This window comes from Streptomyces sp. NRRL F-5650 (assembly GCF_000721365.1).
Classification (GTDB): Bacteria; Actinomycetota; Actinomycetes; order Streptomycetales; family Streptomycetaceae; genus Streptomyces; species Streptomyces ardesiacus.
This window is the reverse complement of sequence record NZ_JOGV01000003.1, coordinates 65944-80120: the sequence shown is the minus strand read 5'-3', so window position 1 is coordinate 80120 and position 14177 is coordinate 65944. Positions and strand designations below refer to the sequence as shown.

At 75.2% G+C, this 14177-nt stretch carries 15 protein-coding genes; 8 read left to right on the top strand and 7 right to left on the bottom strand.

The annotated features are described in order from the left end of the window. The first annotated feature begins 48 nt into the window (after nucleotides 1-48). Nucleotides 49-1305, top strand: a complete 1257-nt coding sequence (locus IG88_RS0104830; RefSeq protein ID WP_031035328.1) for an FAD-binding protein — start codon at nucleotides 49-51, stop codon at nucleotides 1303-1305. 31 nt (nucleotides 1306-1336) lie between these two features. Here the strand turns inward: IG88_RS0104830 and IG88_RS0104825 are convergent, their stop codons facing one another. Then, nucleotides 1337-1861 carry a hypothetical protein gene (locus IG88_RS0104825; protein ID WP_031035326.1) on the bottom strand — a complete coding sequence of 175 codons (525 nt, stop codon included), beginning with the start codon at nucleotides 1859-1861 and terminating at the stop codon, nucleotides 1337-1339. Continuing rightward, nucleotides 1858-3564: a PHP domain-containing protein gene (locus tag IG88_RS0104820; RefSeq protein WP_031035324.1), complete on the bottom strand. Its 1707-nt coding sequence runs from the start codon at nucleotides 3562-3564 to the stop codon at nucleotides 1858-1860. Before IG88_RS0104820 ends, IG88_RS0104825 begins: the two co-directional genes overlap by 4 nt. A gap of 150 nt (nucleotides 3565-3714) precedes the next feature. Here IG88_RS0104820 and IG88_RS0104815 point away from each other — a divergent pair, with 150 nt between their 5' ends. Continuing rightward, nucleotides 3715-4296 carry a TetR/AcrR family transcriptional regulator gene (locus IG88_RS0104815; RefSeq protein WP_031035323.1) on the top strand — a complete coding sequence of 194 codons (582 nt, stop codon included), beginning with the start codon at nucleotides 3715-3717 and terminating at the stop codon, nucleotides 4294-4296. Here the strand turns inward: IG88_RS0104815 and IG88_RS0104810 are convergent. The 5 genes from IG88_RS0104810 to IG88_RS0104790 all read right to left on the bottom strand — a co-directional run bounded on the left by IG88_RS0104810 (nucleotide 4293) and on the right by IG88_RS0104790 (nucleotide 8259). Further along, nucleotides 4293-5045 carry an isocitrate lyase/PEP mutase family protein gene (locus IG88_RS0104810; RefSeq protein WP_031035320.1) on the bottom strand — a complete coding sequence of 251 codons (753 nt, stop codon included), beginning with the start codon at nucleotides 5043-5045 and terminating at the stop codon, nucleotides 4293-4295. The genes IG88_RS0104815 and IG88_RS0104810 overlap by 4 nt on opposite strands. Beyond that, the gene (locus IG88_RS0104805) at nucleotides 5042-5530 is read right to left on the bottom strand and encodes a hypothetical protein (protein WP_031035317.1); all 489 of its coding nucleotides are present in this window, start codon (nucleotides 5528-5530) and stop codon (nucleotides 5042-5044) included. The genes IG88_RS0104810 and IG88_RS0104805 overlap by 4 nt, the downstream gene beginning before the upstream one ends. Nucleotides 5531-5606: 76 nt before the next feature. Beyond that, nucleotides 5607-6266 carry a response regulator gene (locus IG88_RS0104800; protein ID WP_031035315.1) on the bottom strand — a complete coding sequence of 220 codons (660 nt, stop codon included), beginning with the start codon at nucleotides 6264-6266 and terminating at the stop codon, nucleotides 5607-5609. Next, nucleotides 6263-7420: a sensor histidine kinase gene (locus IG88_RS0104795; protein WP_031035312.1), complete on the bottom strand. Its 1158-nt coding sequence runs from the start codon at nucleotides 7418-7420 to the stop codon at nucleotides 6263-6265. Before IG88_RS0104795 ends, IG88_RS0104800 begins: the two co-directional genes overlap by 4 nt. Next, entirely contained in the window at nucleotides 7417-8259 is an 843-nt protein-coding gene (locus tag IG88_RS0104790) for a CPBP family intramembrane glutamic endopeptidase (protein WP_031035310.1), read from the bottom strand. The genes IG88_RS0104795 and IG88_RS0104790 overlap by 4 nt, the downstream gene beginning before the upstream one ends. A gap of 161 nt (nucleotides 8260-8420) precedes the next feature. Between IG88_RS0104790 and mmuM the strand changes: the two genes are divergently transcribed. The 6 genes from mmuM to IG88_RS0104760 all read left to right on the top strand — a co-directional run bounded on the left by mmuM (nucleotide 8421) and on the right by IG88_RS0104760 (nucleotide 14111). Continuing rightward, nucleotides 8421-9335, top strand: coding sequence for a homocysteine S-methyltransferase (gene mmuM / locus IG88_RS0104785; protein WP_031035308.1), 915 nt, complete (start codon nucleotides 8421-8423; stop codon nucleotides 9333-9335). A 169-nt stretch (nucleotides 9336-9504) separates the two neighbouring features. After that, nucleotides 9505-10566, top strand: a complete 1062-nt coding sequence (locus IG88_RS0104780; RefSeq protein WP_234332001.1) for a DUF4129 domain-containing protein — start codon at nucleotides 9505-9507, stop codon at nucleotides 10564-10566. Next, nucleotides 10563-11144, top strand: a complete 582-nt coding sequence (locus IG88_RS0104775; RefSeq protein WP_031035303.1) for a hypothetical protein — start codon at nucleotides 10563-10565, stop codon at nucleotides 11142-11144. Before IG88_RS0104780 ends, IG88_RS0104775 begins: the two co-directional genes overlap by 4 nt. Next, nucleotides 11141-12139, top strand: a complete 999-nt coding sequence (locus IG88_RS0104770; RefSeq protein ID WP_031035301.1) for an AAA family ATPase — start codon at nucleotides 11141-11143, stop codon at nucleotides 12137-12139. Before IG88_RS0104775 ends, IG88_RS0104770 begins: the two co-directional genes overlap by 4 nt. Then, a complete protein-coding gene (locus tag IG88_RS0104765) occupies nucleotides 12136-13503 on the top strand; it encodes a DUF58 domain-containing protein (RefSeq protein WP_031035299.1) in 1368 nt (455 codons plus the stop codon). The genes IG88_RS0104770 and IG88_RS0104765 overlap by 4 nt, the downstream gene beginning before the upstream one ends. Beyond that, entirely contained in the window at nucleotides 13500-14111 is a 612-nt protein-coding gene (locus tag IG88_RS0104760; RefSeq protein WP_031035297.1) for a hypothetical protein, read from the top strand. Before IG88_RS0104765 ends, IG88_RS0104760 begins: the two co-directional genes overlap by 4 nt. The last annotated feature ends 66 nt before the right edge of the window (nucleotides 14112-14177 follow it).

Genomic DNA, 14177 nt, shown 5'->3' with positions numbered 1-14177 from the left:
CTTCCCGCCCGGGTCCCCCTCCAGGCGCGCCGGGTAGGTTTCCGCGGTATGAGCGACATCACGGTGACCAACTGGGCCGGCAACATCACGTACGCGGCCAAGGAACTGCTCCGGCCGCACTCCCTGGAGGCGCTGCGGACCCTGGTGGCGGACAGCGCCCGGGTGCGCGTGCTGGGCAGCGGGCACTCCTTCAACGAGATCGCCGAGCCGGGCGCGCAGGGCGTCCTGCTGTCGCTGGCGGACCTGCCGTCCGAGGTGGACGTGGACACGGCGGCCCGCACGGTGCGGGTCGGCGGCGGGGTCCGGTACGCCGAGCTGGCCCGGGCGGTGCACGCACGGGGGCTGGCGCTGGCGAACATGGCCTCGCTGCCGCACATCTCGGTCGCCGGGTCCGTGGCGACCGGCACGCACGGTTCCGGGGTGGGCAACGGTCCGCTGGCGTCGGCGGTGCGCGAGGTGGAGCTGGTGACCGCGGACGGTGCGACCGTGGTGCTCGGGCGGGACGACGAGCGGTTCGGCGGCGCGGTGACCTCGCTGGGCGCGCTGGGCGTGGTGACCTCGCTCACTCTGGATCTGGAGCCCGCCTACGAGGTCGAGCAGCACGTCTTCGCCGAACTGCCGCTGGCCGGCCTGGACACGGCGACGTTCGAGACGGTGACGGCGGCGGCGTACAGCGTGAGCCTGTTCACGGACTGGCGGGCGCCGGGATTCCGGCAGGTGTGGCTCAAGCGGCGCACCGACCAGCCGCTGCCCGGCTTCCCGTACGCGGCGCCCGCCGCCGAGAAGATGCACCCGGTGCCGGGCATGCCCGCGGTCAACTGCACGGAGCAGTTCGGGGTGCCCGGGCCCTGGCACGAGCGGCTGCCGCACTTCCGCGCGGAGTTCACGCCCAGCAGCGGTGCCGAGCTGCAGTCGGAGTACCTGATGCCCCGCGAGCACGCCCTGGCCGCCCTGCACGCCATGGACGCGATACGCGACGTGCTCGCGCCGGTGCTGCAGACCTGCGAGATCCGTACGGTCGCCGCCGACGGGCAGTGGCTGAGCCCGTCCTACGGCCGGGACACCGTGGCCGCGCACTTCACCTGGGTCGAGGACACGGCGGCGGTGCTGCCGGTGGTGCGGCGCCTGGAGCGGGCGCTCGCCCCGTTCGCGGCGCGCCCGCACTGGGGGAAGGTGTTCACGACCCCGGCGGACGAACTGCGCGCGCTCTACCCCCGGCTGGCCGACTTCCGGGCGCTGGCCGGGGCGCTGGACCCGGCGGGGAAGTTCACCAACGCGTTCGTGCGCGGGGTGCTGGCGGGCTGAGCACCCCGCGCCTCGCGGGCCCCGCGCGGGGTCAGTGGACGGCGCAGCAGGGGGTCGGGTCCGGGTCCTCGAACGGCACCAGGACGCCGCCCGCCGCGGGCATCGCGGCCAGGACGAGACGGCCGTCCTGCCAGTGCGGGCGGACGTGATCGCGGGTGTTCAGCCGGGTGTCCGGGCCCGGCTCCTCCGGCGTGCCCAGGACCGTCACCCGGTCGATCGCCGACCGGGCGAGCAGTTCGGCGAGCGTCAGCGTGCCGGTGGCGCGGTCCGCGCCCGGGTAGAGCACCGCGCGGCCGGTCGCGTCCCAGGCGCCGTCACGGAGCGCGTACCCGCGGGCGGTGAGCCGGTCCCGGGCGGTGCGCGGGACCGGCTCCGTGCCGTCGGCGAGGGACAGGGCGATCCGCGGGCGGCCGTCCCGCACCAGGTGCGTGCAGCCGAAGACGCCCTCGGGGAGGGCGAGTTCGACGGCGAGCGCCTGGAGCAGGTGATCGGCCTCGCGCAGGGTCGTCGCGTCGGTGTCGATGCCGAGGACGTACGGCGCGGCGGGCGGTGTCACGAGGGCAGGACCCAGACGGGGTTGGAGTAGAACCACAGGTCGCGCCACGGGTCGGCGTCGCCCACGACGTCGATGGCGGGACCGGCCGGGTCCACCTTGGCACCGCGTGCGCCGACGGCGGAGCGGTTGCCGTCGGTACCGCGGGTGCGGAGGTAGACGGGGCGGTCGACGCGGCCGAGGTCGTAGGTGAGGCGGACGGTGCCGCTGTCCTTGTTCACCTCGTAGGACTTGACGACGCGGGCGGTCGGCTCGGTGAAGGTGTCCTTGTCGGCGACGGGGCCGGTCACGTCGCCCTGGATGACGTCCACGCGGGCCAGCTTCGGCACGAATCCGGCCCAGTTGGGGCCGCCGGCCAGGGCGACGTCGACGGAGAGGGCCACCCGGGTGCCCTTGCGGACGTGCAGGGCGCCGCCGAGCGTGGCCCAGCGTCCGCCGCCCGAGACGCGGACGTCGAGGCCGCTGACGAGCTGCCCGTGGTCGACCCAGATGCGCCCGGCGCGGATGCCGTCCATGACGGCGGCGTAGGAGAAGCCGTCGGAACCGACGTGGGTGCGGCTGTACTGGCCGGGCCAGAAGTCGTTCTGGGTGATGTCGATCCGTCCGGCGTACACGGGGTCGTCGTAGCGGCCGTTGGCGTTGAAGTCGCCGCCGCCGCGGGCGCCGGTGTCGGCGTAGACCTGGTGGGAGTCGGAGTTGGCGGTGATCCACCAGGGGCGGCCCTCGGCGATGAGGCTGTCCCACAGGCCGCCGACGGTGGCCGTCATCCAGTCGAAGCCGCCCCAGGTGCGGTAGCTCTCCAGCGGGTAGCCGGCGAAGGAGTTGGCACTCGGGCTGCCGTCGTAGATGCCGCGGGCGCCGCCGGGTCCGAGGGGCTTGGGCAGGCCGCCCGCCTGGTGGCCCGGGGCGCCCTCGAAGCCGACGGCGATCCGGCGGCCGCGGGAGGTGGCGTCGCGCCAGGCGCGGATCTCGTGCGGGGAGTCGATGCCCTTGCGCGCCGGGTGGTTGGCGAGCATCAGGGCGTCCTTGACCTTGCGGCGCTCCACCTGGTCGGCGAGGAAGGACAGGCCCGCGACGGCGAGGGCCTCGTTGGCGGGCGTGGAGTCGGTGGCGCCCTTGACGGCGCCGTCGTAGTCGGTCTCGAACTGCTTGAGGACGGAGACCTCGTGCTTGCCGGGGTGCACGAAGACGGTGCCGTGCTCGGCGGCCGGGATGTTCCACTCCAGCCCCTGGAAGACGAGGGTGTCCTCGTGGGCGTCGCGGGCCTCGCGGATGTCGGGGTTGACCTTCTCCACGCCGATCCTCGCGTGGGTGGCGCTGCCGTGGTCGGTGATGACCAGCCAGTCCATGCCGTGCCGGGCGCCCTGGCGGACCTGGTCGACGACGCGGTACTTGCCGTCGCTGCTGTACTGGGTGTGGATGTGGTGGTCGCCGGCCAGCCAGAGGAAGCCCTTGGAGCGGCGGCCGTTGCCCGCGGCCCGCGCGGGCGAGGCGGTGGCGGTCTGGGCGAGGACGGTACCGGCGGCCAGTCCGGCGCCCAGCAGGCCGGCCCGGCGCAGCAGCCCGCGCCGCGACTGCTGTTCGGGGCTCAGGGCCTCGTCCGGGACGCTCGTGTCGAAGGCGGCGGGCAGGGCCGGCGCGGTGGCGTGCTCGTGGTCGTGCGGGTGTGCGTGGTGGTGGTGACCGTGCGGGTGTCCGTGCCCCATGTGTGTTCCTCCCGGATACCGCCGCAGTGCGCGGCTCCGAGGAGAATCGGCGCGGAAGGTGAACGTTGAACGACTGCCGGGTGAGCCGTGCCTGCCGCCCGGCCTGCCCTAGCATGAAACCTGGAATCCCAGGCTGCAGGAAGGTGGCCCATGCCCCGAGCGGGCCTTACCACGGACCGCGTCGTCACCGCGGCCGCCGACCTCGCCGACGAGACCGGGTTCGAGACCGTGACCGTCTCCGCGCTGGCCCGGCGCCTCGGGGTGAAGGACGCGAGTCTGTACACGCACGTGCGCGGGCTGCGGGACCTGCGGGAGCGGATGGCGCTGCTGGCCGGCGGCGAGCTGATCGAGGAGATCGCCGAGGCGGTGGCCGGCCGGGCCGGGAAGGAGGCGCTGGCCGCCTTCGCGGGCGCCTACCGGGCGTACGCCCTGCGCCACCCCGGCCGCTACGCCGCCACCCAGATCCCCGTCGACCAGGCCCGGTTGGCCGGCTCCCCCGCCCTGCGCCGCACCGGCGAGATCACCTACGGCATGCTGCGCGCCTACGGCCTGGGCGAACCCGACCTCACCGACGCCGTACGCCTGCTGCGCTCCGCCTTCCACGGGTACTGCGCGCTGGAGGCCGCCGGGAGCTTCGGCGCCCCGCGTGACGTCCAGGCGTCCTGGGACAAGGCGGTCGACGCCCTGCACGTGGCGCTGGAGAACTGGCCGCGGGGCGGGAGCGGCGGTTAGCCGGTCAGCGCGCTCACCTCGTCGTACGTGGGTGCCGGGCCGCCCGGGTCCCGGCCGGCCCGGATGCCGGCGGCCGTCTCCAGGGCGGCTCCCAGGGCCCTGCGGTACAGCAGCGACCCGAGGCTGACGCGGCTCACGCCGAGGTCGGCCAGGTGGGGCAGCGCGGGGCCCGCGGGTGCGTGCAGGACGTTGAGGGGGACGTCGTAACGGGCGGTGAGGGACGCGATGCGGGCGGGGTCGGTGAGGCCGGGGACGAAGACGCCGTCGGCGCCGGCCTCGCGGTAGGCGTCCAGGCGCCGCAGGGTGTCGGACCAGTCGCCGTCGCCCGACCAGTAGGTGTCCGTACGGGCGTTGACGAACAGGCCGGGGGCGGCCCGCCGTACCGCGGCGATCTTCGCGGCGTGCCGGTCCGGCGGGCCCAGGGCGTCCTCCAGGTTGATCCCGACGGCGCCGACCGCGGCCAGGTGCCGCGCCGTCTCCCCCACCTCGTCCGGGTCGTCGCTGAATCCGCTCTCCATGTCGACGGAGAGCAGGAAGGGCGCCGAGCCGAGGACGAGGGCCAGCCGCAGCGTCTCGTCCCGGGTCGCCGCCGCGCCGTCGGGAAGACCGGCCGCCGCCGCGACACCGAGGCTGGTGGTGCCGACGGCGCGGAACCCGAGCCCGGCGAGGGCGAGTGCGCAGGCGTGGTCCCAGGCGCAGGGCAGGAGCAGGGGCTCGCCGGGCCGGTGGAGTTCGGCGAACGCGGTCACGACAGGTCACCCACCGCGTCGGCGTAGTACACGGATTCCGAGACGTGGGCGGCGAGTTCGCGGAAGCTCCAGCCCTCGCCGGGCGAGTGGTCGAGCTGCTCGTCGGTGAGCGCGTCGAGGCGGAGGGCCCAGATCCGGGCGAGCCGGGTGAGGCGGCTGCGCGCCTCGTCCAGGTCCTCGCCGGTGAAGCGGGCCCGGTCGGCGTCCGTGGTGACCGTCGAGGCGTGCCAGTGGTCGGGCTCGGTCGCCTCCCCCGCCAGCCGGGCCTCCAGTTCGGCGAGATGGTCGACCAGGTGATCGGCGACCCGCCGGATCGCCTTGTGCGGGGTGTACACGCGGCCGTCGACGTGCGCGGGCCGCCCGTCCCAGTGGGTCCAGGTGACGGCCAGGGAAAGGACGTGGTCGACCGCGCCGGTGACGGCGGCGGCGGGCGTGGGGGTGCTGGTGGCGGTGAGGGTGCTGGTGGCGGTGGGTGTGTCGGTCATGTCCCGTACGCTAGGCGCCGGTCGCTTCGGCACCGGCCGAAGTGTTCCGGTCGGCACCCCGGTGGACGCCCGCGCCTCAGGTCACCAGCCCGTGCCGGTAGGCGAAGACGACCGCCTGGACGCGGTCGCGCAGGTCGAGCTTGGTGAGGATGCGGGAGACGAAGGTCTTGACGGTCTCAGGGCTGATCACGAGGGCCGCGGCGATCTCGCTGTTGGACAGGCCGTCGGCGATCAGCCGCAGGACCTCCATCTCGCGCGGGGTGAGCGGGATGTCCCGGGTGGTGCCCTCGGCAGGCCGGATGCGGGCGGCGTAGCGGCCCACGAGGCGGCGGGTCACGTCGGGATCGAGGAGCGCCGCGCCCATGGCCACGGTGCGGATGCCGTGCAGGAGCCGGTCGGGGGGCGCGTCCTTGAGCAGGAAGCCGCTCGCGCCCGCGCGCAGTGCCTCGTAGACGTACTCGTCGAGGTTGAACGTCGTGACGACGAGCACCTTGACGGGGTGCTCCACCCCGGCGCCGGCCAGCAGGCGGGTGGCTTCGAGGCCGTCGAGCACCGGCATACGGATGTCCATCACCACGACGTCCGGGCGCAGTTCGCGGGCCAGGTCGACGCCGGTGCGCCCGTCCCCGCACTCGCCGACCACCTCCAGGTCGGGCTGGGCGTCGACGATGGTCGCCAGACCGGTGCGGATCAGTGCCTGGTCGTCGCAGATCACGACCCGGACCGGTGCGCTCATGCCGCGCTCCCCCCGGGTATCCGGGCCCGGACGACGAATCCGCCGCCCGTCGGGCGCTCCGTGCTGAACTCGCCGCCCAGGACGTCGACGCGTTCCCGCAGTCCGGCCAGGCCCCGCCCGCTGCCGCCCGGGGACGCGGCCCCCGTGCCGGAGCCGTCCGTGCCCACTTCCACCGTGATCTCTCTTTCTCCGTGGCGCACCAGGACCGAGGTCCTGGCGCCGTGGTCGTACTTGAGGGCGTTGGTCAGGGCCTCCTGCACGACGCGGTAGGCCACGAGGTCGGAGCTTCCGGTGGCCGTCGCCGGGGTGCCCTCCTCGGTGAACTCCACCGGCTGTCCGGCCCGGCGCGTCTGCTCGACCAGGGTGAGGACCCGGCCGACGGGGGGCGTCCTGGGCTCGGCGGTGCCGTGGTCCGGGTTGAGCAGGTCGAGCAGGTGCCGCAGGTCGGTGATGGCGCGGCGGCCGGTGTCGCTGACCGCGGCCAGCGTCTCGTCGAGCCGGTCCGGGGCGGCGGTCAGGTAGCGGGCCGCCTCGGACTGGACGACCATCGCCGTCACGTGGTGGGTCACCACGTCGTGCAACTCGCGGGCGATCCGGGCCCGTTCGGCGTTGCGGGCGTCCTCGGCGACCCGGCTGCGGCGCTCGGCCTCCGCGGCGCGGGCGGAGCGCAGCCACGCGCCGATGCCCCACGTCAGGGCGAGCAGCAGGTAGAACGTCACGTACTCGACCGGCGATTCGTCGCCGCCACGCGCGTTCAGCCCCACGGCCAGACCCACGTACGCCAGGGTCGCCACGACCTGTGCCGAGCGCCGGTACTTCTCCAGGTAGGCGCCCGCGCTGATCAGCGCGATGGGGAGCGCGGTGCCGGCGAACAGGTGGTAGCCGCGCAGTTGGTCGAGGGCGAAGCCCAGCGAGACCAGGGCCAGGCAGACGAGCGTCCACCGCCGGCGCACGGCCAGGGAGAGGCCCTGGAGGGCGGCCGCCACGACGGTCAGCGCGTCGGCGGGGCGGGTCGGCAGTCCGCCGAGGTCCGTGCCGTGGCCGCGGAGCGCCGGCAGCAGGGACGCGACGAGGAACAGCACCCCGAGCGGGAGGTCCCGGACCGTGACGTCGAGGCGGCGCCACCGCTCCAGGGACCTTCGGCGATCGATCACCGGGGAAGTGTAGCGGCGGAGTTGACGCCCGCGGCACGCCGCCGGGAGCCAAACCGCACGATGTTCCCGCGCCGGTGCGCCAGCCACAGGAACACCAGCGTGAGCAGGGCCCCGAAGCCGACCGAGTACACGCTGCCCTCGGGGCCGAAGTCGCCGCCGGTGAGCAGCTCGGGACCCGACATGGTGGTGTCCAGCAGACCCTTGCTGCTGCCGTTGCCGGAGACGACGGTGCTGAAGATGCCGCCCGCGGCGAAGTTCCAGCCGAAGTGCACGCCGATCGTCAGCCACAGGTTGCGGGTCGCGGCGTACGCCGCGGCGAGCATGAACCCGGCCTCGATGGCGATGGCCACGGCGCCCCACAGGGTCGCGTCCTCGTTGAGCAGGTGCGAGAGCCCGAAGACGAGGCCGGTCAGGCCCAGCGCGAGGTAGGTGCCGATGTGCTCCTCGACGATCCGGAACAGCACCCCGCGGTACACGATCTCCTCCGTGACGGCGGCTCCGGCCATGAAGCCGACCAGCCCGACCGCGCCCTGCACCGAGCCCACCCCGTGGACGTCGTAGTACCCGGAGGCGAAGAGGTTCGTGATGACGGCCGAGAACATCCCGACGCCGATCAGCACACCCCAGGCGGTCTTGGCGACGGCGCCCTCCCGGGCCACGTCCAGGGCCTGCCGGTGCTCGGTCCGCCGTACCACCCAGGCGTACACGAACACCATCAGGGCGGACGCCGTGAGGCCGACGACCAGGGTGAGCCAGTCGTTGTCCTGCACCGCCTGGATGGCCACTCCGCTGAGGGCGTAGGCCGCCAGCACGGCCAGGAACTGCCAGACGAATCTCACGGTGACTCCTCGGTCGGGCCCGGGACTTCGGTGCCCCGGGCGATGACAAGGACGCTACGGACCGGGGGGCCGGAGATCGTCACCTCACGGTGGACACCTGCCTGTAGCTCGCACGGGGGACAAGACGCCCCGGCGCGGGGGAACGACGTAGCCTCGAAGCCATGACCAGCGACTTCGCCGACGCCCTCGCCGCGGGCCCGCTCGTGCTCGACGGCGGGCTGTCCAACCAGTTGGAGGCGGCCGGGCACGACCTGGGCGACGAGCTGTGGTCGGCCCGGCTGCTCGCCGAGGACCCCGAGGCGATCACGCGGGCCCACCTCGCCTACTTCGAGGCGGGCGCGGACGTGGCCATCACCTCCAGCTACCAGGCCACCTTCGAGGGCTTCGCCCGGCGCGGCATCGACCGGGAGTGGGCCGCCCAACTGCTCGCGCTCAGCGTGGAGTCGGCACGGGAGGCGGCCCGCCGGGCGCGGGCGGGAACGCCGGGGCGCCGCCTGTGGGTGGCCGCGTCGGCGGGCCCGTACGGGGCGATGCTCGCCGACGGCTCCGAGTACCGGGGACGGTACGGCCTGGGCGTGGACGAACTGGAGCGCTTCCACCGCCCCCGCCTGGAGGTCCTGGCCGCGGCCCGTCCGGACGTCCTCGCGCTGGAGACGGTCCCGGACACCGACGAGGCGGCGGCGCTGCTGAGGGCGGTGCGCGGGCTGGGGGTGCCCGCGTGGCTGTCGTACACCGTCGCGGGGGACCGCACGCGCGCCGGTCAGCCGCTGGAGGATGCCTTCGCCCTGGCCGCCGACGCGGAGGAGGTGGTCGCGGTGGGCGTCAACTGCTGTGCTCCCGAGGACGTGACCGGCGCGGTCGAGACCGCCGCCCGCGTCACCGGGAAGCCGGTCGTCGCCTATCCCAACAGCGGGGAGACGTGGGACCCGGACTCCCGGGCGTGGCGGGGGCGTTCGCGGTTCTCCCCGCGGCTGGTGCGTCAGTGGCGGGCTGCCGGGGCCCGGTTGGTCGGGGGCTGCTGCCGGGTGGGGCCGGAGGGGATCAGGTCGATCGCGACGCCGCCCTCGTCACCCTGACGGACGGCCACCACGGAACGCCCGTGACACCGTCACGGCGAGCACGCCGACGGAGGCGTGCCGCCGTCCCTCGCCGCACCGGCCGGCCCGCCCTGCCCTGCCCTGCCCGCGGCAGCCACCCACCGCGTGGCGGACTCGCCCTGGGGCGGCGGGTGCGACATGTGCCAGGATGGCACTGAACAGGCGTTCGGGGGCGACGGGTTCGGCGGGGGGCGTGGACGGCATGGCGGACGGGGAGCGGACCGGACACCGCGCGGCGCCGGGGGCGGTGGTCGCCGTCGGAGTCGTCGCGGCGCTCGCGGTCGCCGCGCTCGTGCTGCGGCCCGAGGAGGGGCTGCTGCACTCGGGCAGGGGACCGCTCGGCCGGATGGGCTTCGTGACGATCCTCGCGGCCGGGGCCTGGACGCTCGGTGTCTGGACGGTCGTCCGGGATCTCCGCCACCGGTTCGGCGCCGGCCGTCTTTCCCTCCCCCCGCGCGAGGAGCGGCTGCGCGACGCCGCCGCACGACTGCTGTTCGCCGCGGCGGGCGTCGTCGGCGTCCTGGCCGTCGTCCTGCACCGGTTCTCCACCGGCGGCGGCACGACCGGTGCGCCGCCGGCCCTCGAGACGGAACCGGCGCCCTTGCCGTCCCTCGCCGTCACTCCCCCGCCCCCACGGCCCCCGCGAGAGCCCTCGGAGCACTCCGCCCTGCCGGTGTACGCCGTGCTCGCCGTACTGGCCGCGGTCGTCGTCGTCCTCGTCGTGGTGGCCGTCGTACGGCGGCTGCGCCGGTTCGGGCTGAGGGTGCCGCAGCGCCCCGGCCCGGCGGGCGTCGTGGCGGGGGACGACGACGCGCGGCTGCTGCTGTCCGCCGTGGACTCGGGCCGCCGCGCCCTGGCCGGCGCCGACGACGCCCGGGCGGCCGTCATCGCCTGTTACGCCGCGATGGAGGACGCCCTGGTGGCGTCCGGCGTACCGCGGCACGCTTCCGACAGCCCCGCGGACCTGCTCACCCGGGCGGCCGACGCGGGCTTCACCCCGGGGCCGGCCGCTCCGCGCCTCACCGCCCTCTTCCGCGAGGCCCGTTACTCCTCGCACCCGATGGACGGCACCCACCGCGAGGCCGCGGCCGCCGCCCTGGAGGAGATCGCCTCCCTGCTCCGTGACGCGGGAGCGGGAGCGGGAGCGGACACGGGCGCCGGCACGGGCGCGGACACCGGAACGGCTCCGGCCCCGGAGGCCCGGCGATGAACCGGTCCGCGGAAGGAGCCCCGCGCAGGGGGCCGGACGTGTTCACCCTGCGCCGGCTCGGAGCGCTCGCGGGCGCGGTCGCAGGCTCGGGCGCCCTGCTCGTCCTGCTCCTGGACGGCCCGGAGGCGGCGGGCGCCCTGGTGGCGCTGCTCGTCGCCGCGGCCCTGCTCGTCGCCCGGTACGCCGTCGGGGCGGGCACCCTCGACTCCGGCCACCGGGACGAGGTGCGGCTGTTGCAGACTCGAGTGCCGGGCATGGGCGAGTGGCGCCGGAACGTGGTCACCTCCACCGGACCCGACGGCACCACCTACTACCGCGCGGTGCTCCGGCCCGAGCTGCGTCACCTCTACGCCGCCGTGCTCGCCGAGCACCACCACGTGTCCCTGGAGCACCAGCCCGAGCGGGCGGCCGAGTTGATCGGCCCCGACCTGTGGCCGTGGCTGGGGCCCGTGCCGCCGGGCGCCGGATCCAAGGGCGAGGTGCCCGTCGACGTCCTGCGCCGTCTCGTCGACCGGCTCGAAGCACTGGGCACACCCCGCCCCCGTGACCCCCGTACAGGTAAGGACGAAGCGAAGTGACGACTGCCTCCACGCCCGGGCTCCGCACCGCAGAACAGGTCGGCGAGCAGGCCGGTGCCGTACTGCGCGAGATCGGCCGTGCCGTCGTCGGCAAGCCGCAGGCGCTCGAACACGTGATGCTGGCCGTGCTGGCCGGCGGGCACGTCCTGGTCGAGGACCTGCCGGGTCTCGGCAAGACGCTGCTCGCGCGCTCCTTCGCCACCACGCTCGGCCTGGACTTCCGCCGCATCCAGTTCACGCCCGACCTGCTGCCCTCCGACGTCACCGGCACGCCGCTGTACGACCAGCGCACCGGCGAGATGGTGTTCCACCCCGGCCCGGTCTTCACGCACCTCCTGCTCGCCGACGAGATCAACCGGACGCCGCCCAAGACGCAGGCGGCGCTGCTGGAGGCGATGGCCGAGTCGCAGGTGACGGTGGACGGCGCGACCCGGCCGCTCGCCGACCCGTTCCTGGTGATCGCGACCGCCAACCCGGTGGAGTACGAGGGCACGTACTCCCTCCCCGAGGCCCAGCTCGACCGGTTCCAGTTGCGGGTGCGGATGGGGTACCTGGCCGCCCGGGAGGAGCTGGCGATGCTGCGGGCCCGGATCGACCGGGCGGCGCCCGAGGCCGTGCTCGAACCGCTCGCGGGACCGGACGACGTGGTGGCCTGGCGGGCCGTCGTGGAGCGGGTGGAGATCGACGACGACCTGCTGGAGTACGCCGTCGCGCTCGTCGGCGCGACCCGCGACCACCCCCGCATCAGCATCGGCGCCTCGCCGCGCGGCGGACTCGCCCTGGTCCAGCTCGCGCGCGCCCGCGCCGTGCTGGACGGCCGCGACTACGTCGTCCCGGAGGACGTCAAGGACCTGGCGGTGCCCGCGCTGGCCCACCGGGTGTCGCTGCGGCCGGAGATGTGGGTGCACGAGACGTCCACGGACGACGTGCTGCGCGAGATCGTCGACAGCGTCGGTACGCCGACCACGCGGCGTACGGCCGCGGTGCCGTCGTGACCCCACCCGCGCCGGTCCCCGCTGCCGCCGCCCCTCGGCCCCGGCCGAACGCGGCAGTGGTGCGCGCGCTGGAGGGCCGTACCTCCCCGGCACAGCCGCCGTCGCCGCCGCCCGGCGGGCCGCGGCCGGGCGAGCGCACGCTGCGCCTGCTGACCGTGGCCGCCGTGGCGCTGGCCGCCGCGCTGCTCTTTGGCCGGGCGTGGCTGCTCGCGCTCGCGGCGGCGCCGCTGGTGCTGCTCGCCCTGGCGCTGCCCCGCGCCCACGCCCGCCGCGTCGAGACGTCGGTGACCGTCGAGCCGAGGCGCTGCTTCGAGGGCGACACGGTCACCGTCCGCATCGAGGTGGCCCACGACGGGGACGCGGTACGCCTCGACCCCGGGGTCACGCTCGGCCCCGGCCTGCGCCTCGACGACGTGGTCGTCGGCCGCTCCTCGGTTACCCTGCGTCACACGGCGCTGACCTGGGGCCGCTGGTCGCTCGGCCCGGTCGACCTCGACGTGTACGACCCCGGCGGCACCGTGCGCCGCACCGTGCGCGTCGAGGCCGCCGAGGTGTCCGTGTTCCCGCACCCCGCGCAGGCGAGGTTCACGCCGATCCCGGTGCGGCTGCCGCAGCGGCTCGGCGAGCACGCCACCCCGCAGTCCGGGGAGGGCGTCGAGGTCATCGGGGTGGGGCCGTGGGTTCCCGGGGAGCGGCAGCGGCGCATCCACTGGCCGTCGACGACCCGGCGCGGGTCCGTGCAACTGCACCGGTTCGCCGCCGAGCGGGCCGCCGACACGGTGATGCTGCTCGACGCGTTCGGGGACGTCCTCGACCCGGTGACCGGCCTGTCCTCGCTGGACGAGACGGTACGCGCCGCCGCCGGGCTCACCCGTGCCTACCTGCGCACCCACGACCGGGTGGGGGTCGTCTCGACCGGCGGCACCACCCGCTGGCTCGCGCCGGGCACCGGGGACGCGACGTTCTACCGCATCGTCGAGAGCGTCCTCGACGTCCGCAAGGACCGCAGCTTCGGCGGGGACGGGCTGGAGCAGGTCCCGCCGCCCGCGCTGCCGGAGGGCGCGCTCGTGTACGTGTTCACGCCGCTCAGCGACGCGCGGATCCTGTCGGTGCTGCGTGACCTCCAGGCGCGGGGCCGCCGTCCGGTCGTCGTGGAGATCCCGAGCGGCGACCCGCAGGTGGAACCCGGCGACGAGGCGGGCGCGTTGGGCCTGCGCCTGTGGCGTGCGGAGCGCGACGCGATGCGGTTCGCCCTGCGGGACAGCGGGGTGCCGGTGCTCCGGCGCCCCGCGGGCGAGTCGTTGGACACGGCGCTGGCGCCGCTGCTGTCGGGGCGGGTCGGCGGGAGGGGGCGCGCGGGATGACGGCACGGGACACGCGGGTGGGCGTCCGGGAGTACCTGGGCTACTGGATCGGCACCCTGCCGGTCCGGGTCGTCGCGGTGGCGGCCGTGGTGACGGCGTGGCGGCCGTGGGCGACGGTGACCACGGCCGGGCAGGCGGTCCTGCTCGGCTGCGCGGTCGTCGTCGCCGCGTGGGCGGCGCCCGCCGTGGACCAGCGGCCCTCGCTGCACTTCTTCTGGTGGACCCGCCGGCTGCTGCGCCAACGGACCACGCTGCTCGCCTGTGCCGTCGTCGTGATCGCGGCCTTCGCGGACCCGCCCCGGTGGGAAGGCGCCGGTGTGGTCGTTCTGCTGGTCGCCTACCTGGTGACGAGCGAGACGTGGCCGTGGCGTTGGGGACGCGGGAGGGCCCGCGTCTGGGCCGAGGCGGTCGCCGCCTGTGCGGGAGCGGGCGTCGTGGTGGGCGCCGCCGCGGTTCCGGTGAGCGGGACGGGTTCGGGCCTCGGGCGGGTCGTCGCCGCCGGGTCGGTGGTGGCCCTCGCGGTGTTCGGCGGCGGGGTGTTGCGTGCCCTGTGGCGGGACGATGCCCCGGACTCCTCCTCCCCGGCGCCCGAAAGGGCAACGGAATAGGCCCGTGAGGCACCGGGAAAAACCCTCTCCCGGAGGCGCCCGGAAAGTCCTTCCCCAATTCGGTCG